An 18,521-nucleotide genomic window follows, 5' to 3' on the forward strand; every position below is an offset into this window, starting at 1 on the left:
GTGTGCTCGACATCAGACACGCAGAGAGACAGCTGCAACGACAGAAGAAGGCGGAGGTGCCGTTCACGTGGCGTCCAATGTCAATCCCACCGTCCGACGCCGCCGACTGGGCATGGAGTTGCGCAAGCTCCGCGAGGACAAGGGCATGACGGCCGAACAGGTCGCCGAGCGCCTCCTCGTCTCCCAGTCGAAGATCAGCCGACTGGAGAACGGCCGCCGCTCCATCAGCCAGCGCGATGTCCGCGACCTGTGCGACGTCTACGAGGTCGAGGACCGTCGCCTCATCGACTCGCTGATGCAGATGGCCAAGGACTCCCGCCAGCAGGGCTGGTGGCACGCCTTCGGCGACATCCCGTACAGCGTCTACATCGGCCTGGAGACGGACGCCGCCAGCCTGCGCACGTACGAGCCCCTGGTGATCCCGGGGCTGCTCCAGACGACGGAGTACGCCCAGTCCCTCGTCCGCGGCGCATGGCCGGAGACCGCCCCGGCCGACGTCGACAAGCGCGTCCAGGTCCGTATGCACCGCCAGAAGCGGCTCTCCGAGACGGAGAACAACAACCCGGACCTCGGCCCGCTGCGCCTGTGGGCGGTGATCGACGAGGCCGCGCTGCGCCGGCGCGTGGGCGACGCCCAGTTGATGATCCGGCAGCTCGAATATTTGATAGAGCAGTCGGAGCAGCCGCACGTCACGGTGCAGGTGATGCCCTTCGAGCTGGGCGCGCACCCCGGCGTGAACGGCCAGTACGCGATCCTGGAGTTCCCGGACGCGTCCGACTCGACCGTCGTCTACATCGAGGGCGTGACGAGCGACCTGTACCTGGAGAAGGCCAACGACGTACAGAAGTACAGCGTGATGTACGAGCACCTGCGCGCGCAGGCGCTCAATGTCGACCAGACCCGCGACTTCATCTCGGGGATCATCAATCAATATGCCGACAAGGGCGCATAGGGGCGGGATACGACCGAGATCCACCGTGCGGGTGGCAAGCGGGTCGGTACGGTACACCGTCACTCCCCAGCCACAGAGGCTTGAATGGAATATGCCACCCGGTCGGGTGAACGGTCCCTTCACCCGTCAGGAGCTGCCGGTAGCGTCGATCAGGTCAGCCGGAATAGTGGCCGACAGGACACCGGAACTACCGGAACTACTCGCTCACCGGAGAGAAACATGGCTATTCGTCAGGGCGCCACGGCCAACTGGATCAAGTCCTCCTACTCCGCCAACGGCGCCTGCGTCGAGGTCAAGTCCCCTGTCATGGAGGCCATCGCCGTCCGCGACTCGAAGGCGCAGGACGGACCGTCCCTCACCTTCGCGCCCGAGTCCTGGACCTCGTTCGTCGCCGACGTCACCGAGGGCCGGCTGGGACGCCTCGCCTGAACATCACGGCGCGCCCCAACCATCCTCGCCGTCCCTACCGTTCGCTCCCGCGTCCGGCACCAGCGGACCCGGCTGTCGAACCACCCGCAGCACCAGCACCAAGCTGCGGTACCTGCACCATCTGCGTCACCCGCACCACCTGCGTCACTGACTGGAGCCCTCTCGACCGACCCGCCGTCTTGGCCGAGGGGGCTCGGCCATGCCCGGGCAGCCGACGGCTCCCTCAGCGCAGCTGATCGACGTAACGGTCGGTACCCGGCACCGTCGGGATGAACGGCGCCACCAGCTCCACCCGCCCCAGCCCCGCCTCGGCGACCTCCGCGTCCAGCCCCTGGAAGCGGTCCCAGCAGGTCCGGGGGTCCTCCTGGAGGAACCACAGCAGTGTGAGGCGGGTGTCGACCCCCTCCACCTGCTTGACATACGTCATCCGGTCGCCCGGCAGCGGAGTGGGACGGAAGACCGTCACCATCGCGGCCGGACCGCCGTGCAGCCGTTTCGGCAGAGCGCGCGAGCGCAGCCACTCCAGCAACTGGGCCCGCTGCTCGGGCCCGTCGGCGTCGACGACCTGGACGACGAGACCCTCGTACGGGTGGTCCAGGGCGTGGAAGTCCCGCGGGCCGGCGGCGCCGTCACGGTAGACGGTGGCCGCGTGGTCCTGGAAGGACGTGAACACGTGGGTGCGGTCCTGGTAGACCCGCCCGTCGCGGTTCAGGCGCTTGTTGATGCCGACGGTCCACTTCATGTGCTCGTCGTAGCGGCCCTGGGTGACCCAGTACGTCGATATGTAGCAGCCCGCGGTGACGGGCTGGGCGACGGCCGACTTCTCCGGGTAGCGCAGCTCCTGCAGCTCGCGGGTGGCCACCCAGCGGCGGCCGGCGTACATCCAGGGCATGGCCATCGCGCCGGCGTAGTAGTGGTCGTCCTCGTACCAGCGGTTGTAGGCGTGCTCGTGGCCCGGGTGCGGTTCCACCATGGTGATCAGCGCATGGCCGGGGCGGACGCCGTAGGGGCCGACGGCCGCGAGCTCGGCGTAGTCCTCGACGCGGGTGTCCTGCTGCGGTTCCTGCTCTCCTGTCGTCATGGGAACGGTCTAGCTGATGCGGCATCAGATGGGGAGGGGGCGGCGGTCCCTGCCGGCCGGTCCACCCCCTGATACATACGTGCCATCTACAACTTTCCCTCGCTACGATGCGCGCACCCGCCTCCTGAAGGAGCTGCCCGTGCCTGCCGACGCGCCTGCCACCATGCCTGCCCATGCGCCTGCCGCCGTGCCTGCCTACGCGCCTGCCGCCGCCGCGACCGCGACCGCCGCGACCGCCACCGCCACAGCGCCGCCGCCCGCGTTCGCCGCCCGCGCCGCCTCCGTGGAGGGGTCCCCCGTACGCGAGATCCTCGCGCTCACCGAACGCCCCGGGATCATCTCCCTCGCCGGCGGCCTCCCCGCGCCCGAACTCTTCGACACCGAGGGCCTGCGGGCCGCGTACGACGCCGCCTTCGCGGTGTCCGCGGGGCGCGCGCTCCAGTACTCGACCACCGAGGGCGCACCGGAGCTCCGCGAGGCCGTCGCCGCCCGGGCGACCGCGCGCGGGCTGCCGACCGGCCCGGACGACGTACTCATCACCTCGGGCTCCCAGCAGGCCCTGACCCTCATCACCGCCACCCTCGTCGAACCCGGCGACGTGGTATTGGTCGAGAACCCCACCTACCTCGCGGCCCTCCAGTGCTTCGGCCTGGCGGGGGCTCGGGTGGTGGCCGTGCCCTGCGACGCGGAGGGCATCCTCCCGGACGCGCTGGCGGACGTCGTCGCGCGCGAACGGCCGAAGCTGCTGTACACCGTCCCCACCTTCCAGAACCCGACGGGACGCACCCTCCCGGCCGCCCGCCGGGCGGCGGTCGCGCAGACCGCGGCGCGGCTCGGGCTGTGGCTGGTGGAGGACGACCCGTACGGGGAGCTCCGCTACGAGGGCTCCGACGTCCCGTGGCTCGCCGCGCACCCGGGGGCGGAGGACCGTACGGCCCTGCTCGGCAGCTTCTCGAAGGTCATGGCACCCGGGCTGCGCCTCGGCTGGCTCCGGGCCCCGGCGGCGCTGCGGCGGGCCGCGGTGGTCGCGAAGCAGGCGGCGGACCTCCACACCTCCACGGTGGACCAGCTGGCCGCGGCGCACTACCTCGCGGCGGTGGACCTCGACGCGCACATAGCCAGGGTTCGTACGGCCTACCGCGAGCGCCGCGACGCCCTGCACAGCGCCCTGGGCCGATGCCTGCCGCCCGACTGCGAGTGGAACCTGCCCGCGGGCGGCATGTTCCTCTGGGCCCGCCTGCCGGCGGACCACGACGCGACGGCCCTGCTCAAGACGGCCGTCACGCACGGCGTCGCCTTCGTCCCGGGCGCCCCCTTCTACGCCACCGCCCCGGACCCCCGCACCCTGCGCCTGTCCTTCACGACGCACACGCCGTCCGAGATCACCGAGGGCGTCGGCCGACTGCGCGCGGCACTGGCGGAGTACGGGGATGAACAGCTTCCGCGGCTTCCGCAGCTCCGGTGACGGCGGTGACGGCGGTGACGGCGGAAATTCAAGCGCGTGCGGCGGCTTCGGTGACTTCGGTGACTTCAGTGCTGTAGGGCGACCTTGAGCAGCACGATGAGCACCCCGAGGAAGAGATTGATCGCGCCGGCCAGCATCATCATGCGACGCGAGGCGCCGGCGCGGGCGGCGGCCACGGTGGCCCAGCCGACCTGCCCGACCAGAGCGACCAGGAGCGCCAGCCACACGATGCCTTGGGGCCCCAGGCCGAACAGCGGGGCGATGGCCGCGGCGACGGCCGGTGGAACGGCCGCCTTGATGATCGGACGCTCCTCCCTGGCCGTGCTGCGCACCACGCGCCAGCTCAGGTGGTGCACCATGCGCACCCCGAAGAGCCGGGAGAAGACGTGCGCGGCCCAGAACACCACCCCGGTGCCCAGGAGCAGCGCGGCGAGTTCCAGCCGCGGGAACTTGCCGAGCGTCCCGGCTCCGACCACCACGGAGGCGGCGAGCAGGGAGCCGTAGACGGCGCCGCTGTAATCGCCGCGCCCGGCCTCCCGCTCCGGGGCCGTCTCGGGGCCGGTCTCCCGCTCCGGGGCCGTCTCGGGGCCGGTCTCCAGCCCCGGGCCGGTCTCCGCGCCGGTCTCCCGCTCCGGGCCGGTCTCCGGGCCGTCCGGGGGCGCTGTCACGCGTCCCCGGCCTGCCTGGTGGGCCATTTGAGCTCGATCTCCATCTCGATCTCCCCGTCGCCGACCTCGACCTCGATCTCGGTGCGGAGCTCATCGGGGACGCGCAGGCTCATCTTCCCCGGGCCGAGTTCCAGTTCGGCATTGCCGCCGTGACGCAGCGCCTCCGCGAGCGCCGAGAGCTGATCGGCGGCCTCAAGGCGGGAAAGGGAACTCTTCTGCTCGAACTTGAGGTCCTTCACGGATGTCTCCAATCCGCTGCGCACACCGGGTAAGGCTCAGTGTGACGCCGCACAGGGGGTCGGGCATTTCGGGCCGGCTTTCCGGGCCTCAGCCGGCCTGGCCGGCCCCCGGCCGGTCGAAGGCCAGGGCGAGGACCTCGCTCCACTGCATGGGCGGAGCGGCCGCCGGAGCCCCCGGCCGGAGCCTGGGCACCAGTACGCGCAGTGCGCCGGGGCGGACGGAGCAGGTCACGGGCGTGGGCATGGTCAGCGCCTCGCCGTCCACCGCCACGGCGATGCGTTCCGCGGCCGATCCGATGACGACCCGGCGGGAGGTGAGTACGTGGAGGCCCGCCGCCCTGGCTCCGCGCAGCGCGACGTCTGCCGCCTGGGCCGCGTTGTTCACCCGGATACCGAGGACGCCCAGCTCTCCGCGGTCGAGCCGGGCCCTGCGGGCGCCCATGGGTTCGGAGGACGTGTAGGGGTTGTTGCTGACCAGCAGCGCCTGCTGGGCCTCCAGCCGTTTCTCGTCGGTCACCGCGTCGAGGGTGGTACCGGCGTATCCCAGGAGGAGGTCGGGCAGTGCGGCCAGGGCGGAGTCCGCCTTGGCGTCCCGGTACTCCGGTCGCTGCACGATCTCCGCGTAGACGCCGAACGAGGCCGTGTTGACGAAGGCGTGGCCGCCCACGACCCCCAGGTCGACCCTGAGCTCCTCGCCGTCGGTCAGCGCGTCCAGGCACCGGGCCGGGTCCTCACGGTCCAGCCCGAGGTCCATGGCGAAATGGTTCCGGGTGCCCGCGGAGATCACGAGGAAGGGCAGGTCGTACTCGGCGGCCACCTCGGCCACCCGGGCCTGGGTGCCGTCGCCGCCCGCCACCCCGAGCAGGTCCGCTCCGTCGGCCACCGCCTGCCGGGCGAGGGCGGCGACGTCCGTCATGACCGCCGGGTCCAGCAGCACCACCCGGGCGCCGAGCGCCTCGCCCTTCTCGACCAGGCCGAAGCGTCCGACCTTCCCACCGCCGGACTTCGGGTTCATGATCAACACGGGTCTCAGGGGCGCGGCCCGCGCGACGGCCCGCATCCCTTCGAGCCGGCGCGCGGCGCGCAGCGCGGTCCGCGCACAGCCCACGGCGGCCGCCCAGAGGGCGATGGCGAGCAGGGCCGTGGGCCACAGATCGGCCTGGGCGTAGAGGAGCAGGATGGCCACGGGCGCGCCGATCACCAGCAGGGTGCCGACCAGCCGGACGGCCCCGCGGTGGGACACCACCCACCAGGTCCCCATGGCCGTCAGCGCCGCCCCGGCCACCCCGACGGTGAGGACGAGCAGCCCTCCGAAAATGCCCTGGGCCACCAGGGTCAGCGCCGCGAGCAGCGCACAGACCACCGCCAGCAGGGCCCACAGCCGGGCACGCCGGGGCGCGCCGGAAGAATCCGGGAATGCCATGCCTCACGTCCTCGCCTCGTGCCGCGGGGTCATCTCCGATCATCTCCCGATCCGGATCGACCGTCGACGCGACGCGAGGTCTGCAGGAGCATGCCCGGGCCGCTACGAACCGGCATGGGAAATTGCTCTCGCAACGAGCCGCTTCAGCTCGCCCCGGCCATGTGGGCGATATGCAGGGAGCACGCCTCCCGACTACAGCACCCTCAGCTGACGCAATCCCTCGCCGGCCGGAGATTCGATCCGCCTGGCGGGATGTGTGCGCTGCCGAACAGTAAATTTCGCCTGCCCATCGGGCCGTGCAAAAGTGAGTTCGATCAAGCGTACGGGGTTCGGGGTGGGGGGAGTTGTGGTGGGGTTCGACGAGGAGTGGGGTCGGCTGCGGGCCGCCGCCGCCCAGGCTGCCGACCGGCCGACGGTGGCCGATCCGGCCGTAGAAGCGCGCAAAGCGATGCTGGAGCGGCTGGCGGACTTCCGTAGCCGGGTGGTCCTGGTGCCGCTGGACGTACGGGACGGCCTGTGGACGGTCGAACTCGGTGGGCTGGACTGGATCTGCGCGTTCTCCGACGAGGAGGCGTTGGCTCGCTTCGCCGAGGCGCGCGGCGAGGGCGACCGGGAGTGGACGTACCGGCGAGTGGCCGGTGCGCGCCTGCTCGACGACGTGGTGCGGGCGGTGGACTTTCCGTGCGGGGTCGCCTGGAACGCAGCGGGGCCGGACGGGCTGGTGTTCCCGCCGATGCGGGGAATCGTGCCGGATGCCGCGGCGCTCGACGGGGAGAGGGCCGCATGAGCGGGGACGGGCCGGAGCTCGATGTCTCGCAGCAGGCATTGGCTCAGATCGCGCAGGGGATCACGGACAGTCTGGCGGAGTTGAAGGAGCTCGGGTCGGTGGGCTCGGCGAGCATGGGTGGCGGCTTCACCGCCCTGGCGCTCTCGGGGGTGGAGACCGGGCACGAGGGTCTGACGTCCACGCTGGGCACGTTCTGCGAGCGCTGGGGGTGGGGCGTCCGCTCGCTGGTGCAGCAAGGGAACGGATTCGCCATGAGGGTAGGGCTCTCGGCGGGCGCGATGTACGAGCAGGACCAGTACATCCAGGGGAGCTTCAAGGTCGTGGCGAACGCGGCCCTGGGCAACCCGTATGCCGAGGAGAAGGACGTCATCGAGAAAGACTGGGGCGAGGTCTTCTCCGACAATCCGATCACACAGGTCCGGGACGCCGACTACAGCCGCGAGTCCTTCGGCCGGGCCACGGAGAACGGCAACGAGGCTTGGAAGGGTGCTGTCCGGGACCTGAACAGTTCCGACATCCTGCTGTCCAACCAGCTGGCCGACGCGGTCGGGCTGCGGGACGAGATGGACGCGATGGTCGATGGCATGGTCGGCCCGGCACCCGAGGTACAGCCGGGCGGTGAGGGCGGATGACGGACTGGGGCGGACTGGTCGACAAGGGTCTCGACACGATCGACGAGAAGGTCGATTCGGCCAAGAAGGTCATCGGTCACGGCGTGGACCGGGCCACCGATGAGATCGGTGGCGCCCTCGACCGTGCCGGCGCGCACGGCTGGGCGGACAAGGTCGAGGACTTCGGTGACAATGCCGCGTCCCGTCTGGGGGCCACCGTACGGGAGCAGCAGCTCGGTGAAAGTGAGCAGGCCGACGAGCTGATTCACGGCAGGTCGTCGACGCTCCGGGAGTCGGCCAAGCACTTCACGGACTTCCAGGCGGCCTTCGACCGGGTCGGCCAAGGCATGAAGGCCCTCGACTCGGACCGGTGGAAGGGGCAGGCGGCCGATGCGTTCCGAGCGAAGTTCGCGATGCATCCCACCGACTGGTTGCGCGCCTCCGACGCGTGCGAGGCGGCGAGCGGTGCGCTCAGCCGGTACGCGGAAACGGTGGAGTGGGCACAACAGCAGGCCCAGGAGGCCATCGAGCTGCACAAGGCGGCGATGAAGGCGTCGAAGGACGCCCACGACGCCCACCTCAAGAACAAGGACGCCTACGAGGCCGCCGCGAAGGCCGGCCACGATCCGGGCCCGGTCCCGGTCGAGGGCGCCGACCCGGGAGACGCGACCCGCAAGCGGGCCAAGGAGATCCTGGACGAAGCCCGCAGGCAGCGCGACGAGGCGGCCACGACGGCCGAACGCGCCCTCAAAGCGGCCATGGAGCACGCGCCGGCCGAGCCCCCGGCGACAGAGCGGCTGCTGGCCGACATCGTCGACTACGCGGGCTCGGAGGCGTTCGAGCTCAGTCATGTCGTGGGTGGCGTGGCCAAGGGGACGGCGGGAACGCTGAACTTCGCCCGCGGCCTGAACCCGTTCGACGTGTACAACCTGACGCAACCGGCCGACTTCCAGCAGAACCTCAACATGACGCTGGCCGGTCTCGTCTCCACCGCGTCCCACCCCGAACGCATCCCCGGCCCGATGATCGACAGCTACATGGCCGACCCCGACGAATTCAAGGGCCGCCTCCTCCCCGACCTCATCGGCACGAAGGGCTTGCCCACCATCCGGGCCGGAATGCGGTTCGCCGAGAAGACGGCGACCCGGGAAACGGCAAGGGCGGCCACACGGACCGAGGCCGAGGCCGCGGCAGCGGCCCGCCACAAGGCGAACCTGAAGTGCAAGGGTGACCCGGTCGACGTGGCGACGGGCCGGATGGTCCTGCCACAGACCGACCTGGTCCTCCCGGGCGCGCTGCCGCTCGTGTTCACCCGCACCTTCGAGTCCTCGTACCGCGCGGGCCGCTGGTTCGGGCCGTCCTGGGCCTCCACGGTCGACCAGCGCCTGGAGATCGACGAGGAAGGCGTGATCCTCGTCCGCGAGGACGGCAGCCTGCTCGCCTACCCCCTTCCCGAGCCCGGAGTCCCCGTACTCCCTGGCCACGGTCAGCGCTGGCCGCTCGTCCTCGACGCGGACGGCGGCTACACGGTCACCGACCCCGAGTCCGGACACGTCCGCCACTTCACGGACGAGGGCCTCCTCAGCCAGCTCGACGACCGGGGCGGCGCCTGGATCACCTTCGAGTACGACGAGACGGGCGCGCCGACCGCCCTGTCCCACAGTGGCGGCTACGAGCTGCGCCTCAGCTCATCGGAAGGGCGAATAACCGGCCTCGCCCTCGCCGACGGCACCGAGGTGCTGCGCTACGCGTACACGGACGGCCACCTCACCCACGTCACCAACTCCTCGGGCCGGCCCCTCCGGTTCGGCTACGACGAGCTCGGCCGGATCACCTCCTGGACCGACACCAACGACCGCCACTTCGACTACGTCTACGACGAACAGCACCGCTGCACCGCCCAGTCCGGCACCAACGGCCACCTCGACGTCCGCTTCACCTATGAGGACGGCTCCACCACCTACACCGACTCCCACGGCCACGTCACCCGGTACCTGGTCGACGACCGCGCCCGGATCACCGCCGAGATCGACCCGACGGGCGCGACCACCCGGTTCACACACGACGCGTACAACCGCCTCCTGACCCGCACCGACCCACTGGGCCATACGACCCGCTACGTCTACGACGAGCAGGGCCGGCTCACCACGGTGGTCCGCCCCGACGGCCGCGAGGTCCGCGCCGAGTACGACGCTCTGGGCCTGCCGGTCACGGTGATCCAGCCCGACGGCCGGGTCACGCGGGTGACATACGACGAGCGCGGCAACCGCACCTCCGCCACCGCACCGCACGGCGCCACGCACCGCTTCACGTACGACGCCCGCGGCCATCTGGCCTCGGTGACGGACGTCCTGGGCGCGGTCACCACGGTCCGCTGCGACCCGGCCGGCCTGCCCCTGGAGATCACCGACCCGCTGGGAGCGACGACCACGTACGCGCGCGACCCCTTCGGCCGCCCGGTCGCCGTCACCGACCCCCTCGGCCACACCACCCGCCTCACCTGGAGCGTGGAGGGCCGCCTGCTCCGCCGGGAGACCGCCGACGGAAACACGGAGTCCTGGACCTACGACGGCGAGGGCAACTGCACCTCCCACACCGACCCGTTGGGCGGGGTGACGCTCTCCGAGTACGGGGACTTCGACCTCCTCACGGCCCGCACGGGCCCGGACGGCGTCCGCCATTCCTTCACCCACGACACCGAATTGCGCCTCACCTCGGTCACCAACCCCCAGGGCCTGACCTGGACCTACGCCTACGATCCCGCCGGGCGACTGGCCTGCGAGACGGACTTCGACGACCGCACGCTCACCTATGGGTACGACGCGGCGGGCCGCCTGGTCTCCCGTACGAACGCACTCGGCGCCACGACCACGTACGCGCACGACGCCCTCTCCCAGCTCCTGCGCAAGGAGACGGCGGACGGCATCACGTCGTACGAGTACGACGAACACGACGAACTCGCCCGGGCGGTCTCGCCGGACGGCACCACGCTGACCCTGCAGCGGGACCTGTACGGCCGCGTCGTCTCAGAAACGGTCGACGGACGCACCCTCACCCGCACCTACGACGTCACGGGCCGCCGGGCCGCCCGCACCACACCCGGCGGAGCCTTCTCCGAGTGGACGTACGACGCGGCCGGCCGCCGCAGCACCCTCAGCGCATCGGGCCGCACGATCACCTTCGAGCGGGACGCCGCAGGCCGGGAGCTGACCCGCACCATCGGCCCGGACCTGACCCTGGCCCACGCGTACGACCCGGTCGGACGTCTCACCGACCAGCACCTCGTCGGCCAAGACAGCCGCACCCTCCAGCGCCGCGGCTACAGCTACCGCACGGACGGCGCCCTCACGGCGATCGACGACGCGCTCGCCGGTCCCCGCACCTTCACCCTGGACCCGGCGGCCCGCGTCACGGCGGTCGACGCGCCGGACTGGACCGAGCGCTACGCCTACGACGACGCCGGCAACCAGACCAGCGCCTCTTGGCCCAGCCGCCACCCGGGCGGGGAGGCCCAAGGCGACCGCGCGTACACCGGCACCCGCATCACCCGCGCCGGCTCGATCCGCTACGAACACGACGCCCTCGGCCGGGTCACCCTCCGCCAGAAGACCCGCCTCTCGCGCAAGCCGGACACCTGGCACTACGAGTGGGACGCGGAGGACCGTCTGAGCGGGGTCACCACCCCGGACGGCACGCGCTGGCGCTACCGCTACGACGCCCTCTCCCGCCGCACGGCCAAGCAGCGCCTCGCGCCCACCGGCGAGGTGGCGGGAGAGGTCCTCTTCACGTGGGACGGCACCACCCTCTGCGAGCAGACGGAAGGCGCGGTCACCCTTACCTGGACCCACCACGGCCTGCACCCGCTCACCCAGGCGGAGAGCGTCCTCGGCACCACGGACGACCGCTTCTTCGCCATCGTCACGGACCTCATCGGCACCCCGCGGGAACTGATCGACGAGTCGGGCGAGATCGCCTGGCGCGCCCGCTCCACCCTCTGGGGCTCGACCACGTGGACCCGCGACGCCGTGGCTTACACGCCGCTCCGCTTCCCGGGCCAGTACTTCGACCGCGAGTCGGGCCTCCACCACAACTACTTCCGCACATACGACCCGGAAACGGCCCGCTACCTCACCCCGGACCCCCTGGGCCTCGCCCCGGCCCCGAACCCGGCGACGTACGTCTCGAACCCGCACACGTGGTCGGATCCTCACGGACTCGCGCCGGAAGGCTGCCCTGAGGAGCCTGTCAAGCTGTATCGGTCTCCTCCCGTGGGCCAGAGAGCACATGAGGCTGAGGGCCTTAACCCTGCTTTCCACCCGAGTACGACGAAAGGCGGCGCCGGGACCGCTTACCTAGGCGAAAGCGAAGAAGTTGCGCGCCGGTACGCAGTCCAGGGAAGGTACGAAGATGGCTACCACGAGTTCGTCATGAAGCCAGGGTTCCTGGAAGCGTTCCCACCGGAGGGACGACCTGGCGGGCCCGCACTCAGGATAAGCCACGACAACAGGCCGGACGAATGGCAATGGGTCATCGACCAGGGCGACATCCCCCATTTCAACTCATTCATCGACTACGTGAGATGGATCAATTTCTACGAAGGATACCGCTGGCTTGATTAACATGACACCTCACCCGGATAAAGGAAGACACCTCGAGATGCAAACGGACCACACATTGCAGCCTGGACAAGTCTGCAGGGGAATCGTTACTGCGGTGGGCGACCGCCACCTGGACATCGACCTGGGAGAAGGGGTGAGTGGAACGGTCACATCTGCGAATCTGTCCTGGATGAGGATGGATCATCCTTCGCAGGTTGCGCGGATCGGCCAATCGGTCACCGTTGTATTCTTGAGCGCCGACCCCGACCGCGGCACCATTTCCCTGTCGCTGAAAGACATCGAACCCGATCCACTTATTGCATTCGCCCGCACCGAACTAGGGAAGATCTCTCCGGGAAGAGTCACGAAGCTCACCCCGATAGGAGCCTTCGTCCGCCTCCCGTCCGGAATCGAAGCCCTCCTGCCGCATACCGAACCCGAAACTGAGGGTCCGGCGGGCTTCGAGGTCGGTGACACATGTGAAGTCAAGGTGGACTACATCAATGTGCACCGCCGTCAGGTAAGGGTCTCCCTCTTTCCCCCCGGCGTGAGCCACGAAGGATGAGCAAGGCGCCCTGGAGAGAAACCAAGGTCCGCTACCACGTTGGCACATGCGTCACAGGAAGAGTGAGGGTTAAGTTTCAACACGGCGTCTTTCTTGAACTTGATGGCGATCCCGAGGTACGGGCCTTCGTCGATCTCCTTTCGTACAACCCGGATGAAGCCGTGAGGGAGGGCGCCCTTCCAGAGGTCGGCGCGCTCGTCACGGGCATCGTGGCGCATCTGGTCGATCGCGATCGGCAACTGAGGATCCGGGTAGGCCCACCGTTCTGGGAGAACGCCGATCGCTGGGGCGAACTGCTCAATGGCGACGACGGCCCGTTGCCATCACCGCCAGAAGCCCCGGATCGCACTTCCACGCAGGACTCGACGGCGTCGGAGCCGGACACCAAGCCGACGGGGAACAGCGGACCCCCGGCCGCGGCATCGGCACTCATCACCGACGCCCACGCTCACGCTCACGGTTGAGCCGAGACGACCTCTTCTCCGGGAATCGTTTTCCACCGGCAGGACAGGGATCCGCGAGCCGTGATCGTGAGGTCTTCCCTCCGTCTCGACCAGGGCGATCCCAGCGGGTTCGACCCTGGAGACATGTCCTGGCGGGGGCAGCTGGGAAAGGCCGACTCGGTGGGCATGTGCCCGATCAAGGGATGATGATCTGGATCTCCGTCACGGATCTCCTCGACTCGCTGCACAGGCTGCTGACGGCACGGTCCGGCAACGTCTCGCTCATCGGCGCCGACTGTTCGGCCTCACCTTCAGGGCAACGAAGAAGGCAGTCAGCACGCGAGCTCCTCGGCAGCCGAGAGCACAGCTGGCACCTCTCTGCAGTGCTCCTGTGGCACCGAGTGACGCATGACTACGTGCCGCACTGGATCGTTTTGGGCTCGTCGCACGTGAGGCGGCAGGCCCTCGCCCAACAAAGACGGAGCGGCAATGCTGATGCGGTTCGAGGAGTTGCTCGGGATCGACTTCTCGTGGCAGCCGACCGACGACGTGGATGACGTCATCTACGGCGGCTACGACCACCCCGAGCATCGCGAGCGTGTTGCTGACCTCATCCGGCTCCTCGATGACGCGTCGGCCGGCGATAGCACCGGTACCTTGCCTGCTTGACTCTTGCGGCCTAGGGGAGGCGGAAGGTACCAAGCGGTTCGACAAGCAGCTTCGAACCCGCGCGCCGTTCCCTGGTACGACCTCATGATGGACCGGAAGTTCTCGGTGGACTGCAGCTACGGGCAGTTTTCCGCCGCCGTGGTGGAAAGCCGTGAGCTCGCCGAAGAGCAACGTTCCGCTCCCTGATCCACATCGCGGACCGCGAGTACTTCGAGGAGAAGCTCGGGGACTACCTGGACGAAGCAGTCGTGCGTGCCTGTCTCCCTGACATCCATAACGTCGTCAGCCAGGGCCTGACGTCCCCCACCGAAGGGAATCCACCACGGTTCGACCTACCCACCCAGGTCGTCGACCTCGCCAACTCGGCAGTCGCCGTCGACGAGGAGACAGGGGTGCAGCTGGTTCTGCAGATCCTGCGAGCAGCTCCCTCGGGGCGCACCATGGCGCATGCCGTCGCTGCGGTGCACCGGGCTGAAAAACCCGCCAAGAACGACTGGCCGACTACCTCTACCTCAACGGGAGCGCGCATGTACGGACGCTGCTCGCCGATAGCGGGTGAACCCCGGGTCGCGCCATTCCCGCCCTCCCGGCGCCGCAGAGCCCCTTCACACGAAGACGGAGGTCGCCTAGCCTGACGCACCGTCAGATCAACGTGCCCGGAGGTCCGTCATGCTGCTGCAAGGGAAGACCGTCATCGTCTCCGGCGTCGGGGCCGGGCTCGGGCATCAGGTGGCCGCCACCGTCGTGCGTGACGGGGGGAACGCCGTGCTCGGGGCGCGGACCGAGGCGAATCTGGCCAAATCCGCTGCCGAGATCGACCCCGAGGGCGTGCACACCGCGTACCTGCCGACCGACATCACCGACGAGGCGCAGTGCGAGGCCCTCGCCGCGCTCGCGCTCGCGCGCTTCGGCCGGATCGACGCCGTCGTGCACGTCGCCGCCTGGGACTCGTACTTCGGGGGCCTGGAGGAGGCCGACTTCGGCACCTGGCAGCAGATCGTCGACGTCAATCTGCTGGGGACGCTGAAGATGACCCGGGCCTGTCTGCCCGGTCTCAAGGAGCGCGGCGGGTCCGTGGTGATCATCGGGACCCAGTCGGCCGTCGCCGCGCCCAACGAGGTGCAGCAGGCCGCCTACGCCGCATCCAAGGGGGCGCTGACCTCCGCCATGTACTCCATGGCCCGCGAGCTCGGCCCGCACCGGATCCGCGTCAACACCGTGCTGCCCGGCTGGATGTGGGGCCCGCCGGTGCAGGCCTTCGTCACCTTCACCGCCCACACCGAAGGCGTTCCCGAGGCCGAGGTGCACGCCCGCCTCACCGAGCGGATGGCGCTGCCCGATCTGGCCACCGACGGGGACGTCGCCGACTCCGTCGCCTTCCTCGCCTCCGACCGGGCCCGGGCGGTAACCGGCCAGTCTCTGCTGGTCAACGCCGGTGAGCTGATGCGGTGACCCGCTCCACCCCCGGATCAGCGGATCGTATGCTCGGCCCATGACCACTCCGAGTGACGCTCCGACCGAAAACGCGATGCGCCGCGCGCTCCGGCGGGCCCGCGACGGCGTCGCGCTCGACGCGACCGAGGCGGCCGTACTCCTCCAGGCGCGCGGCGAGGACCTCAAGGACCTCGCCGCCTCCGCCGCACGGGTGAGGGACGCCGGGCTCGCCGCCGCCGGGCGCCCCGGTGTCATCACCTACTCCCGCAAGGTCTTCATCCCCCTCACCCGCCTCTGCCGCGACAGGTGCCACTACTGCACCTTCGTCACCGTCCCCGGAAAGCTCCGCAAGAGCGGGCACGGAATGTACCTGTCGCCCGACGAGGTCCTCGACATCGCCCGCCAGGGCGCGGCCATGGGCTGCAAGGAGGCGCTCTTCACCCTCGGCGACCGCCCCGAGGACCGCTGGCCCGAGGCCCGCGAGTGGCTCGACGCGCACGGCTACGACGACACCCTGGCCTACGTCCGCGCCATGGCGATCCGGGTCCTGGAGGAGACCGGCCTGCTGCCGCACCTCAACCCCGGCGTCATGTCCTGGTCCGACCTCCAGCGGCTCAAGCCGGTCGCGCCCAGCATGGGCATGATGCTGGAGACGACGGCCACCCGCCTGTGGTCCGAGCCGGGCGGCCCCCACCACGGATCGCCCGACAAGGACCCGGCCGTGCGGCTGCGGGTGCTGGAGGACGCGGGGCGCTCCAACGTCCCCTTCACCACCGGCGTGCTGATCGGTATCGGCGAGTCCTACGCGGAGCGGGCCGAGGCGTTCTTCGAGCTCCGCCGGATCCAGCGCAGCTACCACGGGATCCAGGAGGTCATCGTCCAGAACTTCCGCGCCAAGCCGGACACCGTCATGCGCGGCATGCCGGACGCGGAGCTGGAGGAGCTGGCCGCCGCCATCGCCGTCGCCCGGCACATCCTGGGCCCGAGCGCCCGGATCCAGGCCCCGCCGAACCTGGTGGACGCCGAGTACGCGCTGCTCATCGGCGCGGGCATCGACGACTGGGGCGGGGTCTCGCCGCTGACCCCCGACCACGTCAACCCGGAGCGGCCCTGGCCGCACATCGAGGAGCTGGCCGCGCGGACCGCCACCGCCGGTTTCGAGCTGCGCGAACGCCTCACCATCTACCCCGAGTTCCTGCAGCGCGGCGAGCCCTGGCTGGACCCCCGGCTGCTGCCGCACGTACGGGCGCTGGCCGATGCCGGGACCGGGCTGGCCGACGAGGGCGCCACGGTCGAGGGCCGGCCGTGGCAGGAGCCGGACGAGGGCTTCACGGCGTACGGACGCACCGACCTGCACGCCACCATCGACACCGAGGGCCGCACCGGGGACCGCCGCGACGACTTCGACGACGTGTACGGGGACTGGGAGGCGCTGCGGGAGGCGGCCGCGCCCGGGATGGTGGCCGAGCGCATCGACACCGACGTACGGGGCGCCCTCGCGCAGGCCGCCGACGATCCGACCCGGCTGACCGACGCGCAGGCCTTGGCGCTGCTCCACGCCGACGGTGCGGCCCTGGACGCGCTGTGCCGCATCGCCGACGACCTGCGCAGGTCGGTGGTGGGCGACGAGGTCACCTACATCGTCACGCGGAACATCAACTTCACGAACGTCTGCTACACCGGCTGCCGCTTCTGCGCCTTCGCGCAGCGCCGCACGGACGCCGACGCCTACACCCTCTCCCTCGACCAGGTCGCCGACCGGGCCGCCCAGGCCTGGGACGTGGGCGCGGTCGAGGTGTGCATGCAGGGCGGCATCCACCCGGACCTGCCCGGGACGGCGTACTTCGACATCGCGCGCGCGGTGAAGCAGCGGGTCCCCGGCATGCACGTGCACGCCTTCTCGCCGATGGAGGTGGTCAACGGGGCGACCCGCACGGGGATGTCCGTACGGGACTGGCTGACGGCGGCCAAGGAGGCCGGCCTGGATTCGATCCCGGGTACGGCGGCGGAGATCCTGGACGACGAGGTCCGCTGGGTGCTGACCAAGGGCAAGCTGCCGACGGCGGACTGGATCGACGTCATCACCACCGCGCACGAGCTCGGGATCCGCTCCTCGTCCACGATGATGTACGGGCACGTGGACCAGCCGCGGCACTGGCTCGGTCACTTCCGCACGCTGTCGCGCATCCAACAGCAGACCGGCGGTTTCACGGAGTTCGTGACGCTCCCCTTCATCCACACCAACGCGCCCGTGTACCTGGCGGGCATCGCGCGGCCGGGTCCCACCGTCCGCGACAACCGCGCGGTGACGGCGATGGCCCGGATCCTGCTGCACCCGCACATCCCCAACATCCAGACGAGTTGGGTGAAGCTGGGGGCGGACGGTGCGGCCGAGATGCTCCGGTCCGGGGCGAACGACCTGGGCGGGACGCTGATGGAGGAGACCATCTCGCGGATGGCCGGGTCGAGTTACGGCTCGTACAAGTCGGTACAGGACCTGATCGCCGTGGCCGAGGCGGCCGGGCGGCCCGCGAAGGCCCGTACGACGCTGTACGGGGAGGTACCGCAGGAGCGGCAGGAGGCGGCTCGCGCCTCGGACGGGCACCTGCCGGAGCTGCTCCCCGTACTGGACTGAGCGCCAGGAAGCGCCATGGAAGCCCCTGTGGAAGGGGCACCGGCCGCCCGGCCCCGGGTCCCCTTCCACAGGGCTGCGGGGCCCGGCGGCCGCGGAGAACCGCTGGGGCGTGACCGAGCGTGCCACTGCGGGGTCACGGCCGGAACCATGCGGATTCTGGCCGATCTGCGCTCACCTGGGGGCCCCACGGCCGACCGCTTCCGGATTCGACCGAACCTGTCCACTACAGTGCGGTTCGCGTGCGCGGCGGGTACGGACAGGAGCGCCGGGCATCGAGAGGACTGGTCAGCGGGGGGCGCGGTGCCGGGGATGGACGCAGTGAACGGCAGGAACGACACGGGCTGCGTGACAGGCGCCGGCCCGGGCGAGAACCCGGCCGCCGGCGCCCCTGCCATCTCCCTGCACGCCCCCGCCCCCACCGCTCCGGCGGACACCCCCGGACCCGTCCGCGGCGGTGCGGGACCGGCCCCCGCCGGGGCGAACCGCACGCTCGGCCGCGGTATCGCCACCGGCCTCTGGGGC

General features: G+C 70.4%; 15 protein-coding genes and 1 pseudogene. 12 read left to right on the plus strand and 4 right to left on the minus strand.

Annotated features, from left to right (window positions below; translation table 11 throughout):
* Positions 1 to 67: 67 nt before the first annotated feature.
* Complete coding sequence (locus tag ACWGIU_RS06475) at positions 68 to 952, plus strand: helix-turn-helix domain-containing protein (protein WP_030717316.1); 885 nt, start codon at positions 68 to 70, stop codon at positions 950 to 952.
* Positions 953 to 1,171: 219 nt separating this feature from the next.
* A complete protein-coding gene (locus tag ACWGIU_RS06480) occupies positions 1,172 to 1,381 on the plus strand; it encodes a DUF397 domain-containing protein (protein ID WP_453703011.1) in 210 nt (69 codons plus the stop codon).
* Between the two features lie 223 nt (positions 1,382 to 1,604).
* Here the strand turns inward: ACWGIU_RS06480 and ACWGIU_RS06485 are convergent, their stop codons facing one another.
* Positions 1,605 to 2,462, minus strand: coding sequence for a hypothetical protein (locus ACWGIU_RS06485; RefSeq protein ID WP_453703013.1), 858 nt, complete (start codon positions 2,460 to 2,462; stop codon positions 1,605 to 1,607).
* A gap of 163 nt (positions 2,463 to 2,625) precedes the next feature.
* Here ACWGIU_RS06485 and ACWGIU_RS06490 point away from each other — a divergent pair, with 163 nt between their 5' ends.
* Complete coding sequence (locus tag ACWGIU_RS06490) at positions 2,626 to 3,927, plus strand: aminotransferase-like domain-containing protein (RefSeq protein ID WP_453703031.1); 1,302 nt, start codon at positions 2,626 to 2,628, stop codon at positions 3,925 to 3,927.
* Positions 3,928 to 3,992: 65 nt separating this feature from the next.
* Here the strand turns inward: ACWGIU_RS06490 and ACWGIU_RS06495 are convergent, their stop codons facing one another.
* From ACWGIU_RS06495 to ACWGIU_RS06505, 3 genes are all read right to left on the minus strand, one after another.
* A complete protein-coding gene (locus ACWGIU_RS06495; RefSeq protein ID WP_453703033.1) occupies positions 3,993 to 4,526 on the minus strand; it encodes a hypothetical protein in 534 nt (177 codons plus the stop codon).
* A 65-nt stretch (positions 4,527 to 4,591) separates the two neighbouring features.
* Positions 4,592 to 4,834 (minus strand): amphi-Trp domain-containing protein, encoded by a 243-nt coding sequence (locus ACWGIU_RS06500; RefSeq protein WP_453703014.1) that lies wholly within the window; start codon positions 4,832 to 4,834, stop codon positions 4,592 to 4,594.
* Positions 4,835 to 4,922: 88 nt separating this feature from the next.
* The gene (locus ACWGIU_RS06505; protein ID WP_453703016.1) at positions 4,923 to 6,257 is read right to left on the minus strand and encodes a diacylglycerol/lipid kinase family protein; all 1,335 of its coding nucleotides are present in this window, start codon (positions 6,255 to 6,257) and stop codon (positions 4,923 to 4,925) included.
* A 304-nt stretch (positions 6,258 to 6,561) separates the two neighbouring features.
* Here ACWGIU_RS06505 and ACWGIU_RS06510 point away from each other — a divergent pair, with 304 nt between their 5' ends.
* The 9 genes and pseudogenes from ACWGIU_RS06510 to ACWGIU_RS06550 all read left to right on the plus strand — a co-directional run.
* The gene (locus ACWGIU_RS06510) at positions 6,562 to 7,044 is read left to right on the plus strand and encodes a hypothetical protein (protein WP_453703017.1); all 483 of its coding nucleotides are present in this window, start codon (positions 6,562 to 6,564) and stop codon (positions 7,042 to 7,044) included.
* Positions 7,041 to 7,676 carry a hypothetical protein gene (locus ACWGIU_RS06515; protein ID WP_453703019.1) on the plus strand — a complete coding sequence of 212 codons (636 nt, stop codon included), beginning with the start codon at positions 7,041 to 7,043 and terminating at the stop codon, positions 7,674 to 7,676. Before ACWGIU_RS06510 ends, ACWGIU_RS06515 begins: the two co-directional genes overlap by 4 nt.
* A complete protein-coding gene (locus tag ACWGIU_RS06520; RefSeq protein WP_453703020.1) occupies positions 7,673 to 12,274 on the plus strand; it encodes a putative T7SS-secreted protein in 4,602 nt (1,533 codons plus the stop codon). Before ACWGIU_RS06515 ends, ACWGIU_RS06520 begins: the two co-directional genes overlap by 4 nt.
* Positions 12,275 to 12,311: 37 nt before the next feature.
* Positions 12,312 to 12,818, plus strand: a complete 507-nt coding sequence (locus ACWGIU_RS06525) for a S1 RNA-binding domain-containing protein (protein ID WP_453703022.1) — start codon at positions 12,312 to 12,314, stop codon at positions 12,816 to 12,818.
* Positions 12,815 to 13,282 carry a hypothetical protein gene (locus ACWGIU_RS06530; RefSeq protein ID WP_453703024.1) on the plus strand — a complete coding sequence of 156 codons (468 nt, stop codon included), beginning with the start codon at positions 12,815 to 12,817 and terminating at the stop codon, positions 13,280 to 13,282. Before ACWGIU_RS06525 ends, ACWGIU_RS06530 begins: the two co-directional genes overlap by 4 nt.
* A 468-nt stretch (positions 13,283 to 13,750) precedes the next feature.
* Positions 13,751 to 13,930, plus strand: coding sequence for a hypothetical protein (locus ACWGIU_RS06535; protein ID WP_453703025.1), 180 nt, complete (start codon positions 13,751 to 13,753; stop codon positions 13,928 to 13,930).
* Positions 13,931 to 14,599: 669 nt separating this feature from the next.
* Complete coding sequence (locus tag ACWGIU_RS06540; RefSeq protein ID WP_453703027.1) at positions 14,600 to 15,382, plus strand: SDR family oxidoreductase; 783 nt, start codon at positions 14,600 to 14,602, stop codon at positions 15,380 to 15,382.
* Between the two features lie 40 nt (positions 15,383 to 15,422).
* Positions 15,423 to 17,999 (plus strand): bifunctional FO biosynthesis protein CofGH, encoded by a 2,577-nt coding sequence (locus ACWGIU_RS06545; protein WP_453703029.1) that lies wholly within the window; start codon positions 15,423 to 15,425, stop codon positions 17,997 to 17,999.
* A 309-nt stretch (positions 18,000 to 18,308) separates the two neighbouring features.
* Positions 18,309 to 18,521, plus strand: a pseudogene (locus ACWGIU_RS06550) (hypothetical protein); the annotation flags it as partial.

This window comes from Streptomyces sp. NPDC054840 (assembly GCF_053611065.1).

Coding starts and splice junctions, on each gene's coding strand:
- ACWGIU_RS06480 (WP_453703011.1), top strand. CDS start 1,172: ATGGCTATTCGTCAGGGCGCCACGGCCAACTGGATCAAGTCCTCCTAC.
- ACWGIU_RS06485 (WP_453703013.1), bottom strand. CDS start 2,462: ATGACGACAGGAGAGCAGGAACCGCAGCAGGACACCCGCGTCGAGGAC.
- ACWGIU_RS06490 (WP_453703031.1), top strand. CDS start 2,626: ATGCCTGCCCATGCGCCTGCCGCCGTGCCTGCCTACGCGCCTGCCGCC.
- ACWGIU_RS06505 (WP_453703016.1), bottom strand. CDS start 6,257: ATGGCATTCCCGGATTCTTCCGGCGCGCCCCGGCGTGCCCGGCTGTGG.
- ACWGIU_RS06515 (WP_453703019.1), top strand. CDS start 7,041: ATGAGCGGGGACGGGCCGGAGCTCGATGTCTCGCAGCAGGCATTGGCT.
- ACWGIU_RS06520 (WP_453703020.1), top strand. CDS start 7,673: ATGACGGACTGGGGCGGACTGGTCGACAAGGGTCTCGACACGATCGAC.
- ACWGIU_RS06525 (WP_453703022.1), top strand. CDS start 12,312: ATGCAAACGGACCACACATTGCAGCCTGGACAAGTCTGCAGGGGAATC.
- ACWGIU_RS06530 (WP_453703024.1), top strand. CDS start 12,815: ATGAGCAAGGCGCCCTGGAGAGAAACCAAGGTCCGCTACCACGTTGGC.
- ACWGIU_RS06535 (WP_453703025.1), top strand. CDS start 13,751: ATGCTGATGCGGTTCGAGGAGTTGCTCGGGATCGACTTCTCGTGGCAG.
- ACWGIU_RS06540 (WP_453703027.1), top strand. CDS start 14,600: ATGCTGCTGCAAGGGAAGACCGTCATCGTCTCCGGCGTCGGGGCCGGG.
- ACWGIU_RS06545 (WP_453703029.1), top strand. CDS start 15,423: ATGACCACTCCGAGTGACGCTCCGACCGAAAACGCGATGCGCCGCGCG.